General features: G+C 49.3%; 17 protein-coding genes and 1 tRNA gene. All 18 read left to right on the top strand.

Features of this window, described 5'->3' with window-relative positions; genetic code table 11:
* Positions 1 to 3: 3 nt before the first annotated feature.
* The 18 genes from HMPREF1492_RS05640 (at position 4) to HMPREF1492_RS05725 (ending at position 19,976) form a co-directional block, all read left to right on the top strand.
* The gene (locus tag HMPREF1492_RS05640) at positions 4 to 2,043 is read left to right on the top strand and encodes a dipeptide/oligopeptide/nickel ABC transporter permease/ATP-binding protein (RefSeq protein WP_035436808.1); all 2,040 of its coding nucleotides are present in this window, start codon (positions 4 to 6) and stop codon (positions 2,041 to 2,043) included.
* On the top strand, positions 2,044 to 2,865 hold the full coding sequence (locus HMPREF1492_RS05645) for an ABC transporter ATP-binding protein (protein WP_035436811.1): 822 nt from the start codon (positions 2,044 to 2,046) through the stop codon (positions 2,863 to 2,865). It begins immediately after the preceding gene.
* A gap of 66 nt (positions 2,866 to 2,931) precedes the next feature.
* Complete coding sequence (locus HMPREF1492_RS05650) at positions 2,932 to 3,972, top strand: acetylxylan esterase (RefSeq protein WP_035436814.1); 1,041 nt, start codon at positions 2,932 to 2,934, stop codon at positions 3,970 to 3,972.
* On the top strand, positions 3,969 to 4,955 hold the full coding sequence (locus tag HMPREF1492_RS05655) for an acetylxylan esterase (RefSeq protein WP_051479422.1): 987 nt from the start codon (positions 3,969 to 3,971) through the stop codon (positions 4,953 to 4,955). The genes HMPREF1492_RS05650 and HMPREF1492_RS05655 overlap by 4 nt, the downstream gene beginning before the upstream one ends.
* A 117-nt stretch (positions 4,956 to 5,072) precedes the next feature.
* Positions 5,073 to 5,996, top strand: a complete 924-nt coding sequence (locus HMPREF1492_RS05660) for a dihydrodipicolinate synthase family protein (protein ID WP_035436817.1) — start codon at positions 5,073 to 5,075, stop codon at positions 5,994 to 5,996.
* A gap of 15 nt (positions 5,997 to 6,011) precedes the next feature.
* Entirely contained in the window at positions 6,012 to 7,001 is a 990-nt protein-coding gene (locus HMPREF1492_RS05665) for an ROK family protein (RefSeq protein WP_035436820.1), read from the top strand.
* A gap of 95 nt (positions 7,002 to 7,096) precedes the next feature.
* Positions 7,097 to 7,786, top strand: a complete 690-nt coding sequence (locus tag HMPREF1492_RS05670; protein WP_035436823.1) for an N-acetylmannosamine-6-phosphate 2-epimerase — start codon at positions 7,097 to 7,099, stop codon at positions 7,784 to 7,786.
* Between the two features lie 46 nt (positions 7,787 to 7,832).
* Positions 7,833 to 8,750 carry an RNase adapter RapZ gene (gene rapZ, locus HMPREF1492_RS05675; protein ID WP_035436825.1) on the top strand — a complete coding sequence of 306 codons (918 nt, stop codon included), beginning with the start codon at positions 7,833 to 7,835 and terminating at the stop codon, positions 8,748 to 8,750.
* Positions 8,751 to 8,763: 13 nt separating this feature from the next.
* Positions 8,764 to 9,732, top strand: coding sequence for a DNA-binding protein WhiA (gene whiA, locus HMPREF1492_RS05680; RefSeq protein ID WP_035436828.1), 969 nt, complete (start codon positions 8,764 to 8,766; stop codon positions 9,730 to 9,732).
* 92 nt (positions 9,733 to 9,824) lie between these two features.
* Complete coding sequence (gene gap, locus HMPREF1492_RS05685; protein WP_035436831.1) at positions 9,825 to 10,850, top strand: type I glyceraldehyde-3-phosphate dehydrogenase; 1,026 nt, start codon at positions 9,825 to 9,827, stop codon at positions 10,848 to 10,850.
* Between the two features lie 88 nt (positions 10,851 to 10,938).
* Complete coding sequence (locus tag HMPREF1492_RS05690) at positions 10,939 to 12,129, top strand: phosphoglycerate kinase (protein ID WP_035427291.1); 1,191 nt, start codon at positions 10,939 to 10,941, stop codon at positions 12,127 to 12,129.
* Complete coding sequence (tpiA, locus tag HMPREF1492_RS05695) at positions 12,122 to 12,889, top strand: triose-phosphate isomerase (RefSeq protein ID WP_035436834.1); 768 nt, start codon at positions 12,122 to 12,124, stop codon at positions 12,887 to 12,889. The genes HMPREF1492_RS05690 and tpiA overlap by 8 nt, the downstream gene beginning before the upstream one ends.
* 174 nt (positions 12,890 to 13,063) lie before the next feature.
* On the top strand, positions 13,064 to 13,315 hold the full coding sequence (gene secG / locus HMPREF1492_RS05700) for a preprotein translocase subunit SecG (protein ID WP_035436837.1): 252 nt from the start codon (positions 13,064 to 13,066) through the stop codon (positions 13,313 to 13,315).
* A 425-nt stretch (positions 13,316 to 13,740) separates the two neighbouring features.
* Positions 13,741 to 14,733, top strand: coding sequence for an ABC transporter permease (locus HMPREF1492_RS05705; RefSeq protein ID WP_035427285.1), 993 nt, complete (start codon positions 13,741 to 13,743; stop codon positions 14,731 to 14,733).
* A 10-nt stretch (positions 14,734 to 14,743) separates the two neighbouring features.
* Complete coding sequence (locus tag HMPREF1492_RS05710; RefSeq protein WP_035432199.1) at positions 14,744 to 15,811, top strand: ABC transporter permease; 1,068 nt, start codon at positions 14,744 to 14,746, stop codon at positions 15,809 to 15,811.
* Complete coding sequence (locus HMPREF1492_RS05715) at positions 15,811 to 17,844, top strand: dipeptide ABC transporter ATP-binding protein (protein WP_035436839.1); 2,034 nt, start codon at positions 15,811 to 15,813, stop codon at positions 17,842 to 17,844. The genes HMPREF1492_RS05710 and HMPREF1492_RS05715 overlap by 1 nt, the downstream gene beginning before the upstream one ends.
* 171 nt (positions 17,845 to 18,015) lie before the next feature.
* Positions 18,016 to 19,779 carry an ABC transporter family substrate-binding protein gene (locus tag HMPREF1492_RS05720; protein ID WP_035436841.1) on the top strand — a complete coding sequence of 588 codons (1,764 nt, stop codon included), beginning with the start codon at positions 18,016 to 18,018 and terminating at the stop codon, positions 19,777 to 19,779.
* A gap of 107 nt (positions 19,780 to 19,886) precedes the next feature.
* Positions 19,887 to 19,976, top strand: a tRNA-Leu gene (locus HMPREF1492_RS05725).

Here is a 19,976-nt window from a genome sequence, read left to right on the forward strand (position 1 = left end):
GCGATGGTACAAATGAGAAAAAAACAAGTCGAGAAGCTCGAAGAAGCTGCTGCAAAGGGTTCAACCTTTGGTGGCTTTAAGAAGATGAAGACAGCTTCCAAGATTGCTCTTGTCATTCTTGTCTTTGTTGTTCTTGCTTCTGTCTTTGCAAACTTTATTGCTCCACATAACCCACTTGAGATTTTTAACGCTCGTCAGGCTCCAGGCAATGGATTTATTTTTGGTACTGACGATAAGGGCCGCGATATTCTTTCTCGTATGTTCCATGGTGGTCAGTATTCACTGGTCATTGGTTTTGGTGCTACAGGTATGGCGCTACTGTGTGGCTCAATTATTGGTGCTATTGCCGCTGTTTCTAGGAAGGCTGTCTCTGAGGTCATCATGCGTGTGCTCGACATTATTATGTCGTTCCCAGGCATTGCTCTTGCAGCAGTCTTTGTTTCTATTCTTGGTAACAGCGTTCCTTCAATCATCTTTGCCATTGGCTTTATGTACACGCCACAGATTGCGCGTATTGTTCGTGCAAACATCGTAAGTGAGTACGGCGAGGATTACGTAAGGGCAACCATTGTTTCTGGTGCTCGTGCACCTTGGATTTTGTGGAAGCACGTTCTTCGTAACTGCATTGCTCCCATCATGGTCTTTACCGTTACACTGGTAGCAGATGCAATTATCTTTGAGGCATCTTTGACCTTTATTGGCGCTGGTATTGCAGAGCCAACTCCTACATGGGGTAATATCCTGGCTGATGCCCGTGCTGGCGTTCTTGCTGGCCGTTGGTGGCAAGCATTCTTCCCAGGCCTGGCTATTATGATGACCTGCCTGGCACTGAACATCCTCTCCGAGGGTCTTACTGACGCTATGGCAGCAGCACCTGGAGCTCCTGTAGATACAGAGAACTCTGACTCCAGGCGTGCAGATGACATCTTGGCATCTGATCCAGTTCGTGCATATGCAGAGCAGGCAGAGTCCCTTGAGCGCAGGCTTAATGCACTCAAAGAGGTTGAGCTGTCTAGAACAGACAGACGTAAGCCAGACTTTGATGTTGCTCCATTGCTCAGTGTTAAAGATCTTTGCATCAGCTTTGAGTCTCACGGAGACGTTAAGGTTGTTGACCACGTAAGCTTTGATGTTCGTCCTGGTCAGTGCATGGCACTGGTTGGCGAGTCTGGCTGCGGCAAGTCAATTACCACCAAGGTCATCATGGGTCTGACTGATCCAAAGGAAACCATTACTGGTCAGGTTCTCTATAAAGACCAAGACCTCCTGGAGCTCTCCAAAGAAGAGCACCGCAAGCTGCTTGGTCACGAGCTTGCAATGGTGTACCAGGATGCTCTGTCTTCACTGAACCCTTCCATGCTTATCTCTTCTCAGATGAAGCAGCTAACCAGTAGGGGAGGCACTCGTTCCGCAGAGGAGCTTCTGGAGCTTGTAGGCCTGGATCCAAAGCGTACGCTCGAGTCTTATCCACATGAGCTTTCTGGTGGTCAGCGTCAGCGTGTTCTGATTGCTATGGCATTAACCCGCGATCCTTCACTGGTTATCTGCGACGAGCCAACAACCGCTCTGGACGTTACTGTTCAGAAGCAGGTTATCAAGCTCTTGAATGACCTTCAGCGTCGTCTTGGCTTCGCAATGATCTTTGTTAGCCACGACCTTGCACTTGTTGCAGAGGTTGCTTCTGAGATTACCGTTATGTATGCAGGCCAGGTTATTGAGCAGGCAGCTACTACTGAGCTTCTGACCAATCCTGTTCACGAGTACACCCGCGGTCTTCTCGGCTCTGTTCTTTCCATTGAGGAAGGTGCACAGGACGGCACCAGGCTTCACCAGGTACCAGGTTCTGTTCCTTCTCCAGAGGACTTCCCAACAGGCGATAGGTTTGCTCCTCGTTCAAGCCACCCAGACTTGGGTCTTGAGGTACATCCTGTTATTAAAGAGATTCCTGGTAAGCACCATCGTTTCTCCGAGCTGCCTGATGAGTATCTGAAGGAGCATGGTCTTGTGCCTTACCTTGAGCGTTCTCAAAAGGAGGTGAGGTAAATGGCTACAACAACTGAAGAACAGCCAATTATCTTCCTCGATGATATTTCGGTTACGTTTAAAACACGTACGGGTTCAATCTTTAAGCCTAATAAGGTTCACGCAGTACAGAATGTTTCTCTCAAGCTTATGCCTGGCGAGACCATTGGTATTGTTGGTGAGTCTGGCTGCGGAAAGTCCACTACTGCAAATGTCATGTGTGGCCTTCAGTCACCGACGTCCGGTCATGTGTACTTCAAGGGAATGGATGTTACCAAGCGTACTCCAGAGCTCAGAAAGCAGATTGGCCGCGTTGTCTCCGTTGTTTTCCAGGACCCAGCAACTGCTCTTAACCCTCGCATGATTGTTAAAGATCAGCTCATGGATCCACTGCTCGTGCATAAGGTAGGAACAGAAGAGGAGCGAGAAGCCCGTATCAATGAGCTTGTTGGACTGGTTGGACTTCCACATTCAGCACTTCGCGCCCTTCCTGGTCAGCTCTCTGGTGGTCAGCGTCAGCGTGTTGCAATTGCACGTGCGCTTTCTCTGAATCCATCGGCAATCATTGCTGACGAGCCTACTTCCGCACTAGACGTTTCTGTTCGCGCGCAGATCTTGAACCTGCTTACAGACCTCAAGTCTGAGCTGGGTCTCTCGATGATTTTTATTTCGCACGATATCCAGACTGTCCGCTATGTTTCTGACCGCATCATTGTTATGAACCACGGCCAGATCATGGAAGATGGTCCTGCTAAGCAGGTCTTTGAGCATCCAACAGATCCTTACACTAAGACGCTTTTGGGTGCTGCACCATCTCTGCTTCATCCTAAACTGGGTGAGTAGCGCTTACGTTTTTGTTTGACCAGAGCGCAGCTTAGGCTGCGCTCTTTTAGCTTGTTAGGTGGAGAAATGCACCAAGAAACGCTTGAGCTTGCAGAATTGAAGGCAGCTCATGCTCTGACGCCCTATCCTCCAGATTTTGAGGCGTTTTGGAAGGCACGTATGGAGGAAGCAGATAATGCTCCTTTAAGCTGGCAGATTGTTCCTTCAACAGAGGTCACGTCAACTGCTTCAGCTCACTTTTTTGACCTAACGTTTGTGGGTATTGATGGCGCAGAAGTCTACGCAAAGTACCTGCGTCCACAGACTGCCTTAGATGTACAAACTCCGCTTGTTTTACAGTTTCATGGCTATCCAGGATCTTCTCGCAGTTGGTTTGAGCAGAGCTCATTTTTGGGCTTGGGCTGCTCGCTGATTGCGCTTGATAATCCTGGGCAGGGTGGCCGTAGTTTGGACGGAAGCTCGTACAAGAGCACTACCGTCTCTGGTCACTTGGTGCTTGGACTGGATGGACCTGTAGAGGACCTTTACTTTGTTCATCTGTATCAGAACATTCGCTTGCTCTGCAGAATTGTTAGACAGCTTGAAGGAATTGATACAGATCGCGTTTTTGTCAACGGCGCCTCGCAGGGAGGCGGTATTGGTCTTGCTACCTGCGCACTCAATCAAGAGCTGATTAATAGGGCAGCAATTCTTTATCCCTTCCTCACTGATTTTAGGTGTGTGTGGGAGCTTAATGCTGATGAGGTTGCCTACGAGGGCATCCGTTATTATTCCCGCTGGTTTGACGCAGATGGTTCTCGCGTTGATGAGGTTTTTGCAAAGCTTGCCTATATTGATTCAGCTAATTTTGCACGCCTGGTTACCTGTCCTGTGCTTTTTGGCACCGGACTTGATGATCCGGTAGTTCCTCCCGAGGCTCAGTTTGCGGCTTACAATGCCTTGACCTGCCCAAAGAGACATCTTCTTTATCCCGGATATGCGCATGAAGAGATTGGCGATTTTGACGATAAGATCATTGATTTCTTCTGCTCAGACAAGGGAGAGCAAGCTCTTGAAGAGTTGGACTCGTCATTTCCTGCTCAAGCAGAAGGCGAGGTGAAAGCATGAGAGGCTTAACACAAAGGCTTGAAGATGCCCGTTCTTATCGCGGTGCGTGGCTTAGACCATCAAACTTTGAATCATTTTGGGAGACGTCGGTAACGTTTGCACAAAATGCGCAGGTAAAAAGTGTGGTTGAGCTTCCGTCTGCTACCCAGGTGGCAACGTTTAAGCGCATCACATTCACCTCAACTGACCAGACGCAGCTGCGTGCTCGCGTCATCCTTCCAGCAGCCGCATCGGCAGCAGAGCTGACCACCGCAGTGGAGGCCCTGCCAGCGGCTGAGCCGTCAGCAACGACAGAGCTGCCAGCGGTGGTGCTCTTCTCTGATCTTGGTCGGGGAGTGCGCAGCTGGCTGCACCTTTTGCGCTTCTCGGCGCTTGGTCTGCCCGTCGTGGCCCTGGAGGCTCGTCCGTGCGAGCCCCAGCTCAAAGACGCTTGGAGGGGAACCTTTACCGCAGAGGAGCTTGCTCACGCACTCATCAACCCAGATGACGCCGCATCCTCCACGCTCAAGCAGCTCATCGATGACGCGCTGGTAACTACCGCGGTTGCATCGCGCTTCCTCGGGCGCACAATCGTCACCTGGGGAGAAGGTCTAGGCGGCTCGCAAGCATTGTTTACGGCGGCGCTTCTGCCCAAGGAAGTGAGCGTTACCATGGCACTGAACCCACTCTTTGCCGACAACGCAACAACCCTGCGTACGGTTGTCGGGTGCGGAGACACCCCGCAGTCAGATACAGCTATCGACGCGGTCGGTCTTCTCGACAGCGCGTGCGCGGCAGAACTGGTGCGTGTGCCTGCGCTTATCGGCACGGCCCTGCTGGACCAGAGCGCGCCAACAGAGGGAACGTTTGCGCTGTACAATCGCCTGCCAGGACAGAAGGAAATGCGCGTGTACCCCAAGTATGGCCACGAGCGCATTAATCAGTTTGAGAACGAGCAAATCAACTATCTCTGTGAGGTTATATCAGGGCTTTGTCATAACTAAGCGGACTATAATTACGTAGGTTCTTTGAAGTTGCTTTTGATCAATGCTTTGGTCGGCTACTTCAGTACATTGTTGTATGAAACCAGTTGGATTTTCCAACGTGTGAAAGGATAAAGCATGTCCAGTAACGTACCATTTAGCGGTGTTGTTCCACCAGTTGTAACCCCAGATACCCCAGACCATCAGCTTGATGTTGTGTCGTTTGAGCGCTCTATTAATCGTCTCATTGAGGCTGGCGTAGACGGCCTGTTCTTCCTTGGCTCTTCTGGCGAGGTTGTTTTTGCAACTGATGAGCGTCGTGATCAGATTGTGCGCGAGGCTGTTCGCATTGTTGACCACCGTGTTCCGGTTCTTGTGGGCATCATTGATACCGAGACCGAGCGCGTCTTGGAGCACGGTCGCCGTGCCCTCGCACTGGGCGCAGACGCTCTTGTAGCAACCGCTCCTTTCTACGCACTTGGCGGCCCAGCTGATGTTGAGGAGCACTTCCGCATCCTTCACCAGGAGCTGGACGCACCTCTGTTTGCGTATGACATTCCTGTCTGCGTTCACACTAAGCTTTCTTGGAAGATGCTTGCTCGTCTGGGCGCAGAGGGTGTTCTTGCAGGCGTTAAGGACTCTTCTGGCGATGACGTTTCCTTCAGGTATCTTGTTCAGGAGAACGAGAAGAACGGTCACCCTCTGACCCTTCTGACTGGTCACGAGATTGTTGTTGACGGCGCTCTTCTTTCTGGTGCAGACGGTTCCGTTCCTGGTCTTGCTAATGTTGAGCCAGAGGGCTACGTCCGCATGTGGAAGGCAGCTCAGGAAGGTAACTGGGCAGAGGTCAAGCGTGAGCAGGACCGACTCAACGAGATTTCCCACATCTTTGATGTAACCACAGGCGTTCAGGGTTATGGCGCTGGCGTTGGTGCATTTAAGTGCGCACTTAACCTCATGGGCATCTTTGATTCTGACCAGATGCCTCGCCCTGTTAAGCCACTTGATGGCCAGAACCGTGAGGCAATCAAGCAGGTTCTTATTGCAAACGGCCTTCTCTAAACAAGCGGGGACATCATGGACTCTAAGTTTGTTTATCCAACACATGTTTGCGCCGTTGATATTGGCGGCACAAAAATCGCCTGTGGCATAGTCACTCTTAACGGCACCGACGCCCCAAACGTTCAGTCCGTAAAGAAGGTTCCTACCAATGCAAAAGAGGGTGGCAAGCAAGTTCTTGCTACCGTTCTGCAGGCAATTAGGGAGGCTCTTGCTCGCGCGCAAGAGCTGGGCCTTACCATATCTGGCGTGGGTATTTCTTCTGCCGGTGTTGTTGACCCTCGCACCGGAGACATCACCTACGCAAACGAGCTTATGCCAGGCTGGGGCGGAACCGCTCTTGGCTCAGCAGTTACCAGCGAGTTTGGCCTTCCTTGCAGCGTCCTCAATGACGTTCACGCCCATGCCCTGGGTGAGGCTCGCCACGGCGCTGGTCACGGCAAAGACAGCGTTTTAACCGTAGCGGTTGGCACGGGCATTGGTGGTGCCTTTGTGAACCACGGCATTTTGATGCTGGGTGCTCATGACGAGGCTGGCCACATTGGTCACGTTGCAACTCCAGCAGCAGCCGGCGTTGACTGCCCTTGTGGTGGAACTTCTCACCTTGAGCCTGTTTCCGCAGGTCCTGGCATTATTCGCGAGTATGTCCGTCTTGGCGGCTCCGATACGCTTGAAGACGGTTCTGCTCTTGATGGCGCAGAGATTGACCGCAGGGCTCTTGCTGGCGAGAAGATCGCTCAGGCTGCAGAGGAGCGCTCAGGCCGCGCACTTGGTGAGGTCTTGGGTAGCATGTGCAACATGCTTGATCCTTCTGTCATCATTCTGTCTGGTTCCGTTGCAGAGTGCGGCAAGTACTGGCACGAGGCACTTGAAGCTGCATTTAAGCTGCAGGCAATGCCTCCTGTTCAGGCAACGCCTCTTGTGAAGGGCACGCTTGGTGGAGAAGCTCCTCTTATTGGAGCTGCAGAAAACCTTGTTCTACCTGGCTATTTAGAGACACGTCTTTAGGCAGAAGCATGTCAGCAGGCAAATTGCTTGCTGACTAGGTATGTCGCAAAGACAGATATCTTTTAACGTACGTACATTCTGGTAAGGAGAATACCGTGGCATATTCAGAGCTTGTTGAGTCACTTAAAGGAAAACTCATTGTCAGCGTCCAGGCGTATCCTGGTGAGCCTATGAGGCATCCAGAGACCATGGCTCAGATTGCTCGCGCCTGTGAGCTTGGCGGCGCTGCAGCTATTAGGTGCCAGGGTTTGTCTGACATCTCTGCCATTAAAGGCAGAGTTGAAATTCCTGTTATTGGCCTCTGGAAAGAGGGTCATGAGGGTGTCTACATTACTCCTACGCTTCGTCATGCGCGTGCTTGTATTCACGCCGGCGCAGATGTTGTTGCCCTGGATGCAACAGACCGTCCAAGGCCTGATGGTAGAACCTTTGAAGAGACTGTTGCAACTCTGCGTACAGAGTCTGACGTGCTGATTATGGCTGACTGCATGACTATGGATGACATCCGTCGCGCTGTTGCCGCTGGTTGTGACCTCGTTTCAACTACACTTTCTCACAACAAGGCCGCTATTGATACAACGCTTGACGATGGCCCGGACATTGCCCTTCTCCAGCAGGCAACTACTGAATTCCCAGGTATTGCCATTATTTGCGAGGGTCACGTCCACACACCACAAGACGCAAAAGATGCTCTGGATGCAGGCGCTTGGGCAGTTGTTTCAGGTACAGCCATTACACATCCAACTTCAATTACTTCTTGGTTTGCTGCAGCACTTGAGGATTAACGCTTGGAGCGGTAAGGTTTTCTCGTCACGTATTTAAGGAGCGCCTGTGAAGAAAAACGATCCTACATCTTCAGTTATTCCCGACATTGTCATTATTACGGGTATGTCTGGATCGGGTCGTACGCAGGCGCTTCATGTGTTTGAGGACATGGGTTATTTCTGCATTGATAACCTGCCACCAGCTCTTATTTTGCAGCTTTCTAACCTTGTGGGCATTAACACGGGCGTTGGTCGTCATCTGGCTGTTACCTGTGATTTGCGCTCGCAAGGTCTTTTTGATGACATTTCTGAAGCGCTGAAGTCTCTTGCAGATCACGAGCTCACCTACAAGATTGTCTATCTGGACTCCTCAGACGAAGTACTTATGCGTCGCTATAGCGAGAATCGCCGTCGTCATCCTTTAGCGCAGGAGGGAGAAAATCTCTCATCTGCAATTTCTAAGGAGCGCGCACAGCTTCAAGACATAAAAGCGCTGGCAGATGTTGTCCTGGATACCTCATCTATGCGCACTAATACGCTCAAGAGTCGTCTTCGTCGCGCATTTTCAGAGCTTGCTGAACAGCAGCTTATGGATGTTAGCGTGTTTTCCTTTGGCTTCAAAAATGGTTTGCCCGTTGAGGCTGACCTTATGATTGACGTGCGATTCCTGCCTAATCCTTACTATGATCCAGAGCTCAGACCGCTTACCGGTCTTGATGAGCCAGTAGCTCAGTTTGTCCTTCAGCACGGCACTACTAAGAAATTCCTTAAGTCTTGGTTTGAGCTGCTTGATGTAGTAATGCCTGGCTATGTGCAGGAAGGCAAGAGTTTGCTTTCTATTGCGGTAGGTTGTACAGGCGGCCAGCATAGAAGCGTTGCAATCGCCCGTGCTACGGCAGAGCACCTTACCAGCCAGGGCTACCGCGTAACGCTGTTCCATCGCGATCTTGATGCGGCCCAGAAGAAGTCTCAGCAGGCTGAGTAGAAGTTAGTCTGTCATGTCCTATACTGCCTTGGTAAAAAATGAGCTGGTCAGCGTGCCAGAAATTCAGACGGACTGTGAATTAGCCCAGCTTTCTGCGCTTATTCGTGTTTCTGGAACATTATCGATGCACGGTCCTGGCAAATTTGCCGTTCGTATTGTTACTGAGACTGGCACGGTTGCTCGTACGGTTATTAGTTCTTCTCGCCGTCTGTTTGATCTGGGTACTTCCGTTGAGTACCGCCGCTCTATCATGCATAAAAAACGCAACTATTTGCTTGAGATTTCTAACCAGGATTCGCTTGCAGAAGCACTTTCCGCTCTTGGCATTTATATACCGGGAGAAGGCCTGGTAAGTGGCATTCCTAAAAGCGTTATCCGCACCAAGCAGGCGCAGCGAGCTTTTTTGCGCGGAGCGTTTATGGCGGGCGGATTTTTGGCCGATCCCTTAAAAGATTTTCACTTAGAGATTGCTGTCTCGGGAGAAAGATTTGCCACTGAGCTGGTAAAACTTATGGGATCCATTGGGGTCAAGGCGCGTCTTAATCATCGTAACCGTCATACCAATGCGCTCATGCGTACCAGAGAAATTTATGCCGTCTACCTTAAGAGCTCTGATGACATCATCAAGTTTTTGCGAGAGATTGGTGCGCCTACTATGGCGCGCGCTATTGCGTTTACGCGTGTGCAAAAGCATTATCGCAACAACGTCAACCGAGTTGTCAACGCAGAGATGGCAAATCAAACACGCTCTTCAAATGCAGCGGCAGACCAGTTGATGCTTATAGAAAAGGCCGAGAAACTCGTTGGACTCAGAGCTCTACCGCCAGCGGTCAGAGATTTTTGTCTTGCACGAAAAGATAACCCTGAGCTGTCATTATCAGCGTTGGGGGAGTCGTTTGTACCACCCGTATCCAAGTCCGCCATGTATCACCGACTGCTTCGTTTAGAAAAAATCGTTCAGGATTTAGAAAAAGATGCATAAGTTATCGGCGAGTGCGGTAAAATACTCGGTGTACGGTTTAAATGTTAATGAATCCGGAGAATGGCTCTGGGTCACCGAAAGGAGCATTACGTATGGCAGTAAAGGTTGCTATTAACGGTTTTGGCCGCATTGGTCGCCTTGCATTTAGGCAGATGTTTGGTCACGAGGGTTCCGAGATTGTTGCAATCAACGACCTTACTTCTCCAGAGATGCTTGCATATCTTCTGAAGTATGACTCTACTCAGGGCAACTATTCCCGCGATCACAAGGTAGAGGCAACTGACCACTCCATCATCGTTGACGGTCACGAGATTGTTATTTACAAGGAGGCAGACGCTAACAACCTGCCTTGGGGCGATCTCAACGTTGACGTTGTTCTTGAGTGCACCGGTTTCTACACTTCTAAGGACAAGGCACAGGCTCACATCAACGCTGGTGCTAAGAAGGTTGTCATTTCTGCTCCTGCAGGCAATGACCTCCCAACCGTTGTCTTTAACGTTAACCATGAGACCCTCACTGCAGATGACAACATCATCTCCGCAGCTTCCTGCACCACCAACTGCCTTGCTCCTATGGCAAAGGGTCTTAACGACTTCGCAACTATCAAGTCCGGTATCATGACCACCATTCACGCATACACTGGTGACCAGATGATCCTCGACGGCCCACAGCGCAAGGGTAACTTCCGTCGTTCCCGTGCTGGTGCAGAGAACATCGTTCCTAACTCCACCGGTGCTGCAAAGGCTATTGGTCTTGTTCTTCCTGAGCTCAACGGCAAGCTCATTGGTGCTGCTCAGCGCGTTCCTACGCCAACTGGCTCCCTCACCAACCTCTATGCTGTTGTTGACAAGAAGGTCACCGTTGACGAGGTCAACGCTGCAATGAAGGCATATGCAGAGACTATCCCAGAGACCTTTGGTTACAACGAGGATGACATTGTTTCCCGCGACATCGTCGGCGAGACCCACGGCTCCATCTTCGACGCAACTCAGACCATGTGCTCTGACCTTGGCGACGGCACCACTCTTGTTCAGGTCACCTCTTGGTACGACAACGAGAACTCCTACACTTCTCAGATGGTCCGCACCATTAAGTACTTCGAGAAGTTCGTTGCTTAAGTTCTAGTTACATAGACGCCTTAGGCGCGGTCGCAGCATCTGCCGCGATCGCGCCTTCTTTTGTTGGAAACGTATTTAAAGGAGTGACATGGCTTTTACAAAGAAGACTGTCCGCGATGCAGATGTTGACGGTAAGCGCGTTCTTATGCGCGTTGACTTCAACGTGCCTCTAAAGGACGGCGTTGTTACTGACGACACCCGCGTTCGCGCTGCACTTCCAACCATCCAGTATCTTCTCGACCACAACGCAAAGGTCATCCTGATGAGCCACCTTGGTCGTCCAGATGGCACCGGCTTCCAGCCAGAGCTTTCCCTGCGTCCAGCTGCAGAGAAGCTTGCTGAGCTTCTTGGCCACGAGGTTAAGTTTGTTGAGGACACCTATGGCGAGAAGGCCCGTGAGGCTGTAGACGCACTCAAGGACGGCGAGGTTCTTGTTCTCGAGAACGTCCGTTTTGACAAGCGTGAGAAGAAGAATGACCCAGAGATTGCAAAGACCCTTGCATCTTATGGTGACATCTTTGTTCTTGATGCCTTTGGTACCGCTCACCGTGCACAGGGTTCTGTTGTGGGACCAGCAGCTTACCTTCCTGCATATGCTGGCTTCCTGCTTGAGAAAGAGGTTGACACTCTTACCTCTATCTTCTCTAACCCAGAGCGCCCACTTGTAGCTATCGTTGGTGGCTCCAAGGTTTCTTCTAAGATTGGTGTTCTTGATCACCTTATCGACTCCGCTGATACCCTCATCATTGGTGGCGGTATGGCATACACCTTCTTCCTGGCTAAGGGTTATACCGTTGGTACTTCTCTTCAGGAGCCAGACTGGATTGAGCGCGCAGGCGAGATGCTCAAGAAGGCTGAGGAGAAGGGCGTTAAGATTCTGCTTCCTGTTGACAACGTTGTTACCGATCACTTTGGTGAGGACGCTGTTGGTGAGGTAGTTCCTTCCGATCAGATTCCTGCAGACCGCATGGGTATGGACATTGGTCCTAAGACTGTTGAGCTTTACTCTGAGGCTATCAAGGGTGCAAAGACCGTCTTCTGGAATGGTCCTATGGGCGTCTTTGAGTTTGACCAGTTTGCAAAGGGCACCGAGGCTGTTGCTCGTGCTGTTGCAGATGCTGATTGCACCTCCATCATTGGCGGCGGCGATTCCGTTGCAGCAGTTAACAAGTTCCACCTTGCTGATAAGATGAGCTGGATTTCCACTGGCGGCGGCGCTTCCATGGAGCTCGTTGAGGGTAAGGCACTTCCAGGAGTGGAGGCGCTTCTCGATGCGTAATCGTATGATCGCAGGTAACTGGAAGATGAATGAGACTTTCGCTGAGGGCGTTGAGCTTGCTCAGGGAATTGTCGATCAGCTTGCTTCCGGTACCGGAAACGTTGATGTTGTTATTGCTCCACCTCTTGTAGACCTTAAGGGCGTCTCTGAGGTTCTTACCCAGGCCAACTCTTCTGTTGCTCTCTCTGCACAGAATGTGTACTGGGAGGAGTCTGGTGCATTTACTGGTGAGACCTCTCCAGCAATGCTGACTTCTGTTGGTGCAACTTACTGCATCATTGGTCACTCCGAGCGCCGTGGCTACTTTGGAGAGACCGACGAGGACATTAACCGCAAGGCAAAGGCATTGATGGCTCATGACATCGTTCCTATTTCTTGCTGCGGTGAGTCACTTGAGGTCCGCAACGCTGGTACTCACGTTCAGTTTGTTGTTGACCAGATTAAGGAAGATACCAAGGGTCTTGAGATTACTGATCCTTCCAAGTACGTTATTGCTTACGAGCCAATCTGGGCAATTGGTACTGGTATGACTGCAACTGCTGATGACGCTCAGGAAGTTTGCGGTGCAATCCGTAAGACCCTGGTAGAGATCTTTGGCGCAGAAATTGCAGACGGTATCCGTATTCTTTACGGTGGTTCTGCTAAGCCAGAGAACGTTGGTGGCTTCCTCGAGAAAGAGGACGTCGACGGTGCACTTGTTGGTGGCGCATCTCTCAAGGCCGATTCCTTCGTTGCAATGGTTAAGAGCGCAATGAACTAAACTCTGACAAAGTTCCTTACCACCGGTGAGGCGCTTGGCTCATTTGTTAAGTTCTTGTTTGTTTTGCAACTTGGCACACGTCATTCCCAAAGGGGAGTGGCGTGTGCTATTCTTTTCTCTTGTACGTGAAAATAACTAGGGCTGGATTTTCTCGCCAGCAAGAGGGGGAACCTCGTGGGCGTTCTGAATACAATTCTTTTAGTGCTGTTTGTACTTTCTGGCATTTTGACGGTGCTGCTTGTTTTAGCACACTCCGGAAAGGGCACCGGCGTTTCTGACATGATTGCTGCATCTATGTATAACGCAAGCGCTGGTTCAGGCATTATGGAGAAGAACCTTGATCGCCTTACCGTCATCACTACAACCATCTTTATGGTTTGCGCTATTGTGATGGCTTTGACGTTCCCTGTTGGTGCTATTGGCTAAGCAGTCGCTTGCATATTTGAATCATCTGCCGAGAAACCCGAGTTTCTCGGCATTTTTTATTCGTAGCCTGCGGAGCATGTGAAAATTTGCTGTTAGGAATACCAGCAAAAAAAGCTGTGTGCGGCAGATAGAAGTTGTCTGTTACTTCTTAACAGAATTTTCAATAACGTTTCTCATATGTAAACAAATTTGATTGTGACCTGCACGCTGGACTTTAACAGTCATTATATGTGGATACGTTTTACTGGGATTGGTATGCATAATCTTGCTTATCTAAGAGATATTTTTTGGGTTAAGCAGCTTATCCATGGTAAAATTGCACTTTGCTGTGTATTCACGGCATGTTTGTTGTAGGAATGCTAGGTTGCCATACCGAGAAAACCTCGCTTATCGGGTGGATAAGCGCAAGGCGGTGAGGAGAGTCAATGGCACGGTTTGTTTGGTACGTTACAAAGAGGATTTTGAGCTACATTGTGATGATTTTTGTTGCAACTTCGCTCACATTCTTCCTCGCATCATCATTTATGAACCCACGCTCCAACTTTGAGCAGCGTACTCCACGTCCTCCACAGGAGTCTATTGAGGAAAACCTGTATAGGACTAATCTGAATGATAAGACTCCAGTTATTGAACGTTATCAGGTTTGGGTTACCAATCTATTTACCAAGTTTGATCTTGGTATGACTCCAACAGGCGATAACGTTAACCGTGAGATGAGCTCTAAGTTTATGGCTTCTATTGAGCTTATGACTCCAGCAACTATTTTGTCAGTTGTTATTGGTGTTAGCCTGGGCGTTTATACCGCCCAACGTCAGTATCAGTGGCAGGACCGCTTCTTAAGTGGTGTTGCTTCGGTTTTGCTGGTTATTCCAACCGTTGTTATGGCAATCTTGATTGTTTTTGCAGCAATCGAGATTAACGCACGTGCCGGTTCTCGTATTTTCTACGTTACCGACCTTTCTAGTGGAGATACCGGAAACTTTTTCACTTGGCTCATTGACTTCCTCCAGCACATTATTCTTCCAACCATTGTTCTTACTATCGTAAGCTCCGTTGGTTACCACCTCTCTCAGCGTACGTACCTGCTTGACGAGATGCACGCAGACTATGTCCGTACTGCTCGCGCAAAGGGACTTACTCGTAAGAAGGCAATTCGTAAGCACGCTCTTCGCGTTTCTTTGATTCCAACCGCTGTTTCAGTTGCTTTCTCTCTTGCAGGTATCTTCACAGGTGCTGTTATGACCGAGAAGGTCTTTGCAATTCACGGTCTTGGTGAGTACTTCATTAACTGTATTAACAACAACAATATTCACGGTGCAGTTGCAGTTGCAGCATTCTCTGGCGCAATGACTCTTGTTGGCGCTCTTCTGGCTGACCTCTTTGCTGCTGCTCTTGATCCACGAATTAAGATGAGCTAAGGAGGCGGACATGTCTAAAGAAGAGCTTCAGAATAAAGACGAGAAAAACGTCTCCATTGATGCAGGTCTTACTAACGCTGAGCGTGAGCTTCAGGCAGATGCTAAGTCTGACAATAAAGAAGTTAAAAGAATTAGTTATGCTGGCCTGATTGCAAGGCGTTTCTTCCGCCAGCGTTCTGCAGTAATCGGTTTGATTATTCTTGGAATTATGGTTCTCATTGCAGTTTTTGGACCATATGCCACTCCGTTTAATTACACAGATGCTGACTTTACTGCAATTAACATGGCTCCTAATGCAAAGCATTGGTTTGGTACTGATGGTGCTGGTATTGATTTGTATGCCTGTGTTGTCCACGGTCTTGGCCGTTCGTTGACCATTGGTATCAGCTATGCAATCTTGACCACTATCATTTCTGCAATTATTGGTACTGCCATTGCTTATGTTCGCGGCATTCCAGAGAAGATTGGTATGTGGCTTCTTGATATGCTCATGGTCATCCCTAGCTTCTTGCTGGTTGCTATGATTGTTCGTGCAGCAGGCGGTGAGTCTGGTTGGCTCATGCTTATCTTTGGTCTAACTGCTTTTGGTTGGATTGGTCGCGCGCGTACTATCCGTACCATGGCTCTGTCTTTGCGTGAGAGAGATTACGTCAAGGCCGCTAAGTACATGGGCGTTCCACCATTTACCATCATTGTTCGTCACCTTATTCCAAACCTTGGTTCAATTCTTATTATTGATTTGGTCTTGGCTGTTATTGGTGGCATTAACTCTGAGACTGCATTCAGCTTCTTGGGTCTTGGTATCAAGGCACCAGATACCTCTCTTGGTTATCTTCTGAGTGCTGGTTCCTCTGCAATGCTTACTACTCCATGGATGATTCTGATTCCATCGGCATTTCTGATTGTTGTTTGTGTTGGCCTGCAGCTCATCGGCGACGGCCTTCGCGATGCCTTTGACCCTTATTCACGCGCTGCTGGTAGCGTTAAAGATCAGGAAGAGGATTCTTCCAAGGATGACGCTCAGCTCGGTGATCTTGAGGGAAGCATCGTTTCTGAAGAAACTACGGAGCGTGCATAATGGCTGACATTACTAATACTTCTGCAAAGCAGGGAAATGTAGAGATGGATGATGTCCTACGCTATGAGCTGCTTGAGTCAAATGGTCCTAAGGGTGCACCAACAGGAGATCCAGTTCTTTCTGTTCGTGATCTTAAGGTTTCCTTTAACACTGAGGCTGGTCGTGTAGATGCAGTTCGTGGTGTTAACTTTGATCTTTGGGGTGGCCGTACCCTCGGTATCGTAGGTGAGTCCGGTTCTGGTAAATCGGTCACGGCGCTTTCTCTTATCGGTCTTCTTGATGACAACGCTCACGTTACCGGCTCCATTAAGCTTGGTGATGAGGAGCTCATTGGTAAGACCGACGAAGAGATGTCAGAGCTTCGTGGCACTAAGATTTCTATGATTTTCCAGGATCCACTGTCTGCTTTGACTCCAATGTTCTCTATTGGAGATCAGCTTGCAGAGGCTCTGCTTACCCATAATCCTCACATGAGCAAGGCAGACGTTCGTAAGCGTTGTATTGAGCTTCTCTCTATTGTTGGTATTACTGATCCAGAGAATCGTCTGGATTCTTTCCCACATGAGTTCTCTGGTGGTATGCGTCAGCGTGTTGTTATTGCAATTGCTATTGCAAACAACCCTGACATCATCATCGCAGACGAGCCAACCACCGCTCTTGACGTAACTATTCAGGCTCAGATTCTTGACGTCTTGAAGGTTGCACAGAAAGAGACTGGCGCAGCAGTTGTTCTGATTACTCACGACCTTGGTGTTGTTGCAGGTACCGCTGATGACATTATGGTTATGTATGCAGGCCGTGGCGTAGAGCGCGCAAGTGTTGATACACTTTTTGCTGAGCCTCGCCATCCTTATACCATGGGTCTTCTGGGCGCTGTTCCAAAACCTCACCTTCAGGCAGAGCATAGGCTTGTTCCTATTAAGGGTAATCCACCATCACTTGCTGCTATTCCAACTGGCTGTCCTTTTAACCCACGTTGTCCTATGGCTACCGAGGAATGCTCCAAGAAAGAGCCAGCGCTGCTTCCTGCAAATGCTGCCGAGGGTCACTTGGCATCTTGCCATCACCTTCAGGAAATTTGCGAGAAGAAGCTCACTTACGCTGAGGTATATCCAGACTTTGAGCCAATCCTTCCAAAGTGGGTTGATGTCCCTCGTAACAAGCGTCCTGTTGTACTTAAGGTTGAGAATCTTACCAAGACTTTCCCTGTTCAGGGTAAGGGCTTTATTAGGCGCAGCAAGGGCACTATGACTGCTGTTGACCGTGCAAGCTTTGAGATCCATGAGGGAGAAACTCTTGCGCTTGTTGGTGAGTCTGGTTCTGGTAAATCAACAACTCTGATGCAGATTATGGATTTGCTGAAGCCTGAGGATGGTCGTATTACGGTCCTTGGCAAAGATGTTGCTGAGCTTAAGAACGCTGCACAGCGTAGAGAGCTTCGTAAAGATCTTCAGGTTATCTTCCAGGATCCAATGAGTTCTCTGGACCCACGTATGCCTGTCTATGACGTTTTGGCTGAGCCACTTCAGGCACAGGGTTGGAACAAAGAGGATATTAATACTCGTATTGGCGAGCTCATGCGTCTGGTTGGCATCAACCCAGACTATGTTGACCGCTTCCCATCTCAGTTCTCTGGTGGTCAGCGTCAGCGTATTGCTATTGCTCGTGCTCTTGCAACAAGTCCAAAGATTCTTCTCTTGGATGAGCCAATTGCATCTCTGGATGTTTCCATTCAGGCAGGTATTATTAACCTTCTTGAGGACCTTCAGGTTCAGTTGAAGATTTCTTATCTCTTTGTTGCTCACGATCTTGCTGTTATTCGTCATATTTCTGACACGGTTGCTGTTATGCACCTGGGCAAGATTGTTGAGTACGGTGAGACGGAAGACGTCTTTACTAACCCACAAGATCCTTACACTAAGGCGCTTCTCTCGGCTATTCCAATCCCTGATCCAAAGATTGAGCGTACTCGTGAGCGCATGATTTATCAGGATGGTAAGCTGGTTCCTGCTACTCACATCTCTAACGAGTAACAAAGATTCAATAAATTTTCTGAAAACCCGCACTTAAAACTAGGTGCGGGTTTTCTTTGTTACAAATAATGAACGAGGTTGTTACGGGAATGTTTCTGCTATGGAGTATTTTCAGGCAATTTCGTATAGTTAAGTGAATATCTGTAGGCCTTTAACGAAATGGGTGATCATATGGCTGACAGTTTTTCCCGTCGTTCGTTCTTTGCTCTGACTGGTATCACCGCCGCAGGCCTTGGCCTTGCTGGTTGTGCTCCATCAAATCCTCAGGGCGGCACTACCACCACTGGTACTGAGCCACAGGACGGCTCTCCTGCAAACACTCCTCTGGATCAGCTTCCACTTCCAGAGAAGGGCAAGACGTACAACAATCCTAAGTCTCGTGATGAGGTTAAGGATGGCGGTACTCTGACTCAGCCAATCAACGAGATTGGTCCACAGTGGAATTACTACCAACTTGCTGGTAATACCTCTTACATGAACATCCTTCACGGTCTTATCAACCCTCGTGACCTGTTCCTTAACAATGCTGATGGCGATAAGTTTGAGCCAAACAAGGATTACATCAAGGAATTCAAGGTAGAGGAGAAGGACGGCAAGCAGGTTGCTACCCTGACCTTCACTGATCAGGCCACCTTCAACGATGGTACCGCTATTGATTGGACCGCAATTCAGACTGCATTCATCACTATGTGTGGTCAGAATAAAAAGTTTGCGGTTTCTTCAACTGATGGTTATGACAAGTATGAGTCTGTTGAGCAGGGTGATACTGCTAAGACCGCTGTTATTACCATGAAAGAGCCAGTCTATCCAATCGAGAGCATCTTGAGCTATGCTCTGCACCCAAAGCTTCAGGATCCAGACTTCTTCAACAATGGTTACAACAATGAGCCACACAACGAGCTTGGTTCTGGTCCTTATATTGTTGATTCTTTCGATGACTCTGCTGTAACCTTCAAGCCAAATCCAAAGTGGTGGGGTGACGCTCCTAAGCTTGATACCCTTGTCTACAAGCAGATGGATACCCAGGCTTCCATTAACGCATTCAAGAACGAAGAGACTGACACTACTGGTTCTTCCGTATCTGGTTCTGCTGAGCTTCTCTCTAACTTCACCGGTCTTGGTGATAAGGCACAGATTCGTCGTGGTCTTGGTATGTCTATTGCTGTTATCGAGATCAACTCTACTCGCGGCGTTCTTCAGGATGTTGCAGTTCGTAAGGCATTCTGCCAGGTCGTTGACCCTGCAACTATCGTTTCTATCGTCTTCCAGGGTGTTAACTGGAAAGAGGACGCACCAGGCTCCATGCTTTGGCCTTACTGGGCAGCCGGCTATGACAACAACCTCCCAGACGATCTCAAGAACCTCAAGTCTGTTGACGAGCGCAAGGCCGCTGCTAAGAAGACCCTTGAGGATGCAGGCTACAAGCTTAACGGCGATTACTATGAGAAGGATGGCCAGCAGGTAACCTTTGCTTACACACTGTTCGGTGACGGTACTACTGTTAAGAACCGTGCTGCTGCAATCCAGAAGATGTGCAAGGACGCAGGTATTAATCTTACCCTTGATTCTCACCCATCTTCTGAGTTCTCTGATGTTCTTACCTCTGGCTCTTGGGATGTCTGCCTCTTTGGTTGGGTTGGTAGCTCAACTTCTTACAACAACGGTGGCCAGCTCTATGGTTCTGAGTCTGGATCCAACTTTGGTCAGCAGGGTTCTGCAGAGACCGACGAGATGTTTGCAAAGGTTGTCTCTACCAAGGACTTTGATGAGCGCATGAAGCTCATGAATGAGGCAGAGAAGAAGATGATGCAGACTTACGCATATCTTCCTATCTACACTGGTCCAGACTGCTACGTTGTTAAGAAGGGTCTTGCCAACTTTGGTCCATCACTCTTCCAGAGCGTACCTGCAACCATTGTTGGTTGGCAGAAGTAAGCAAGGGATAAGGCGGTCTTCTCGCAAAGTTCTTTTGAGAAAAAGTTTTAAATTTTCTCTCAAATGTTGCTTGAAGATGTGTTAGTATATCCCTCGCTGCAAAGCAAGTCGGAGTGGCGGAATTGGCAGACGCGCTAGCTTGAGGTGCTAGTGACCTACTAACGGTTGTGCGGGTTCAAGTCCCGCCTCCGACACCA

Source organism: Atopobium sp. BS2, assembly GCF_000565075.1.
Taxonomy (GTDB): domain Bacteria; phylum Actinomycetota; class Coriobacteriia; order Coriobacteriales; family Atopobiaceae; genus Lancefieldella.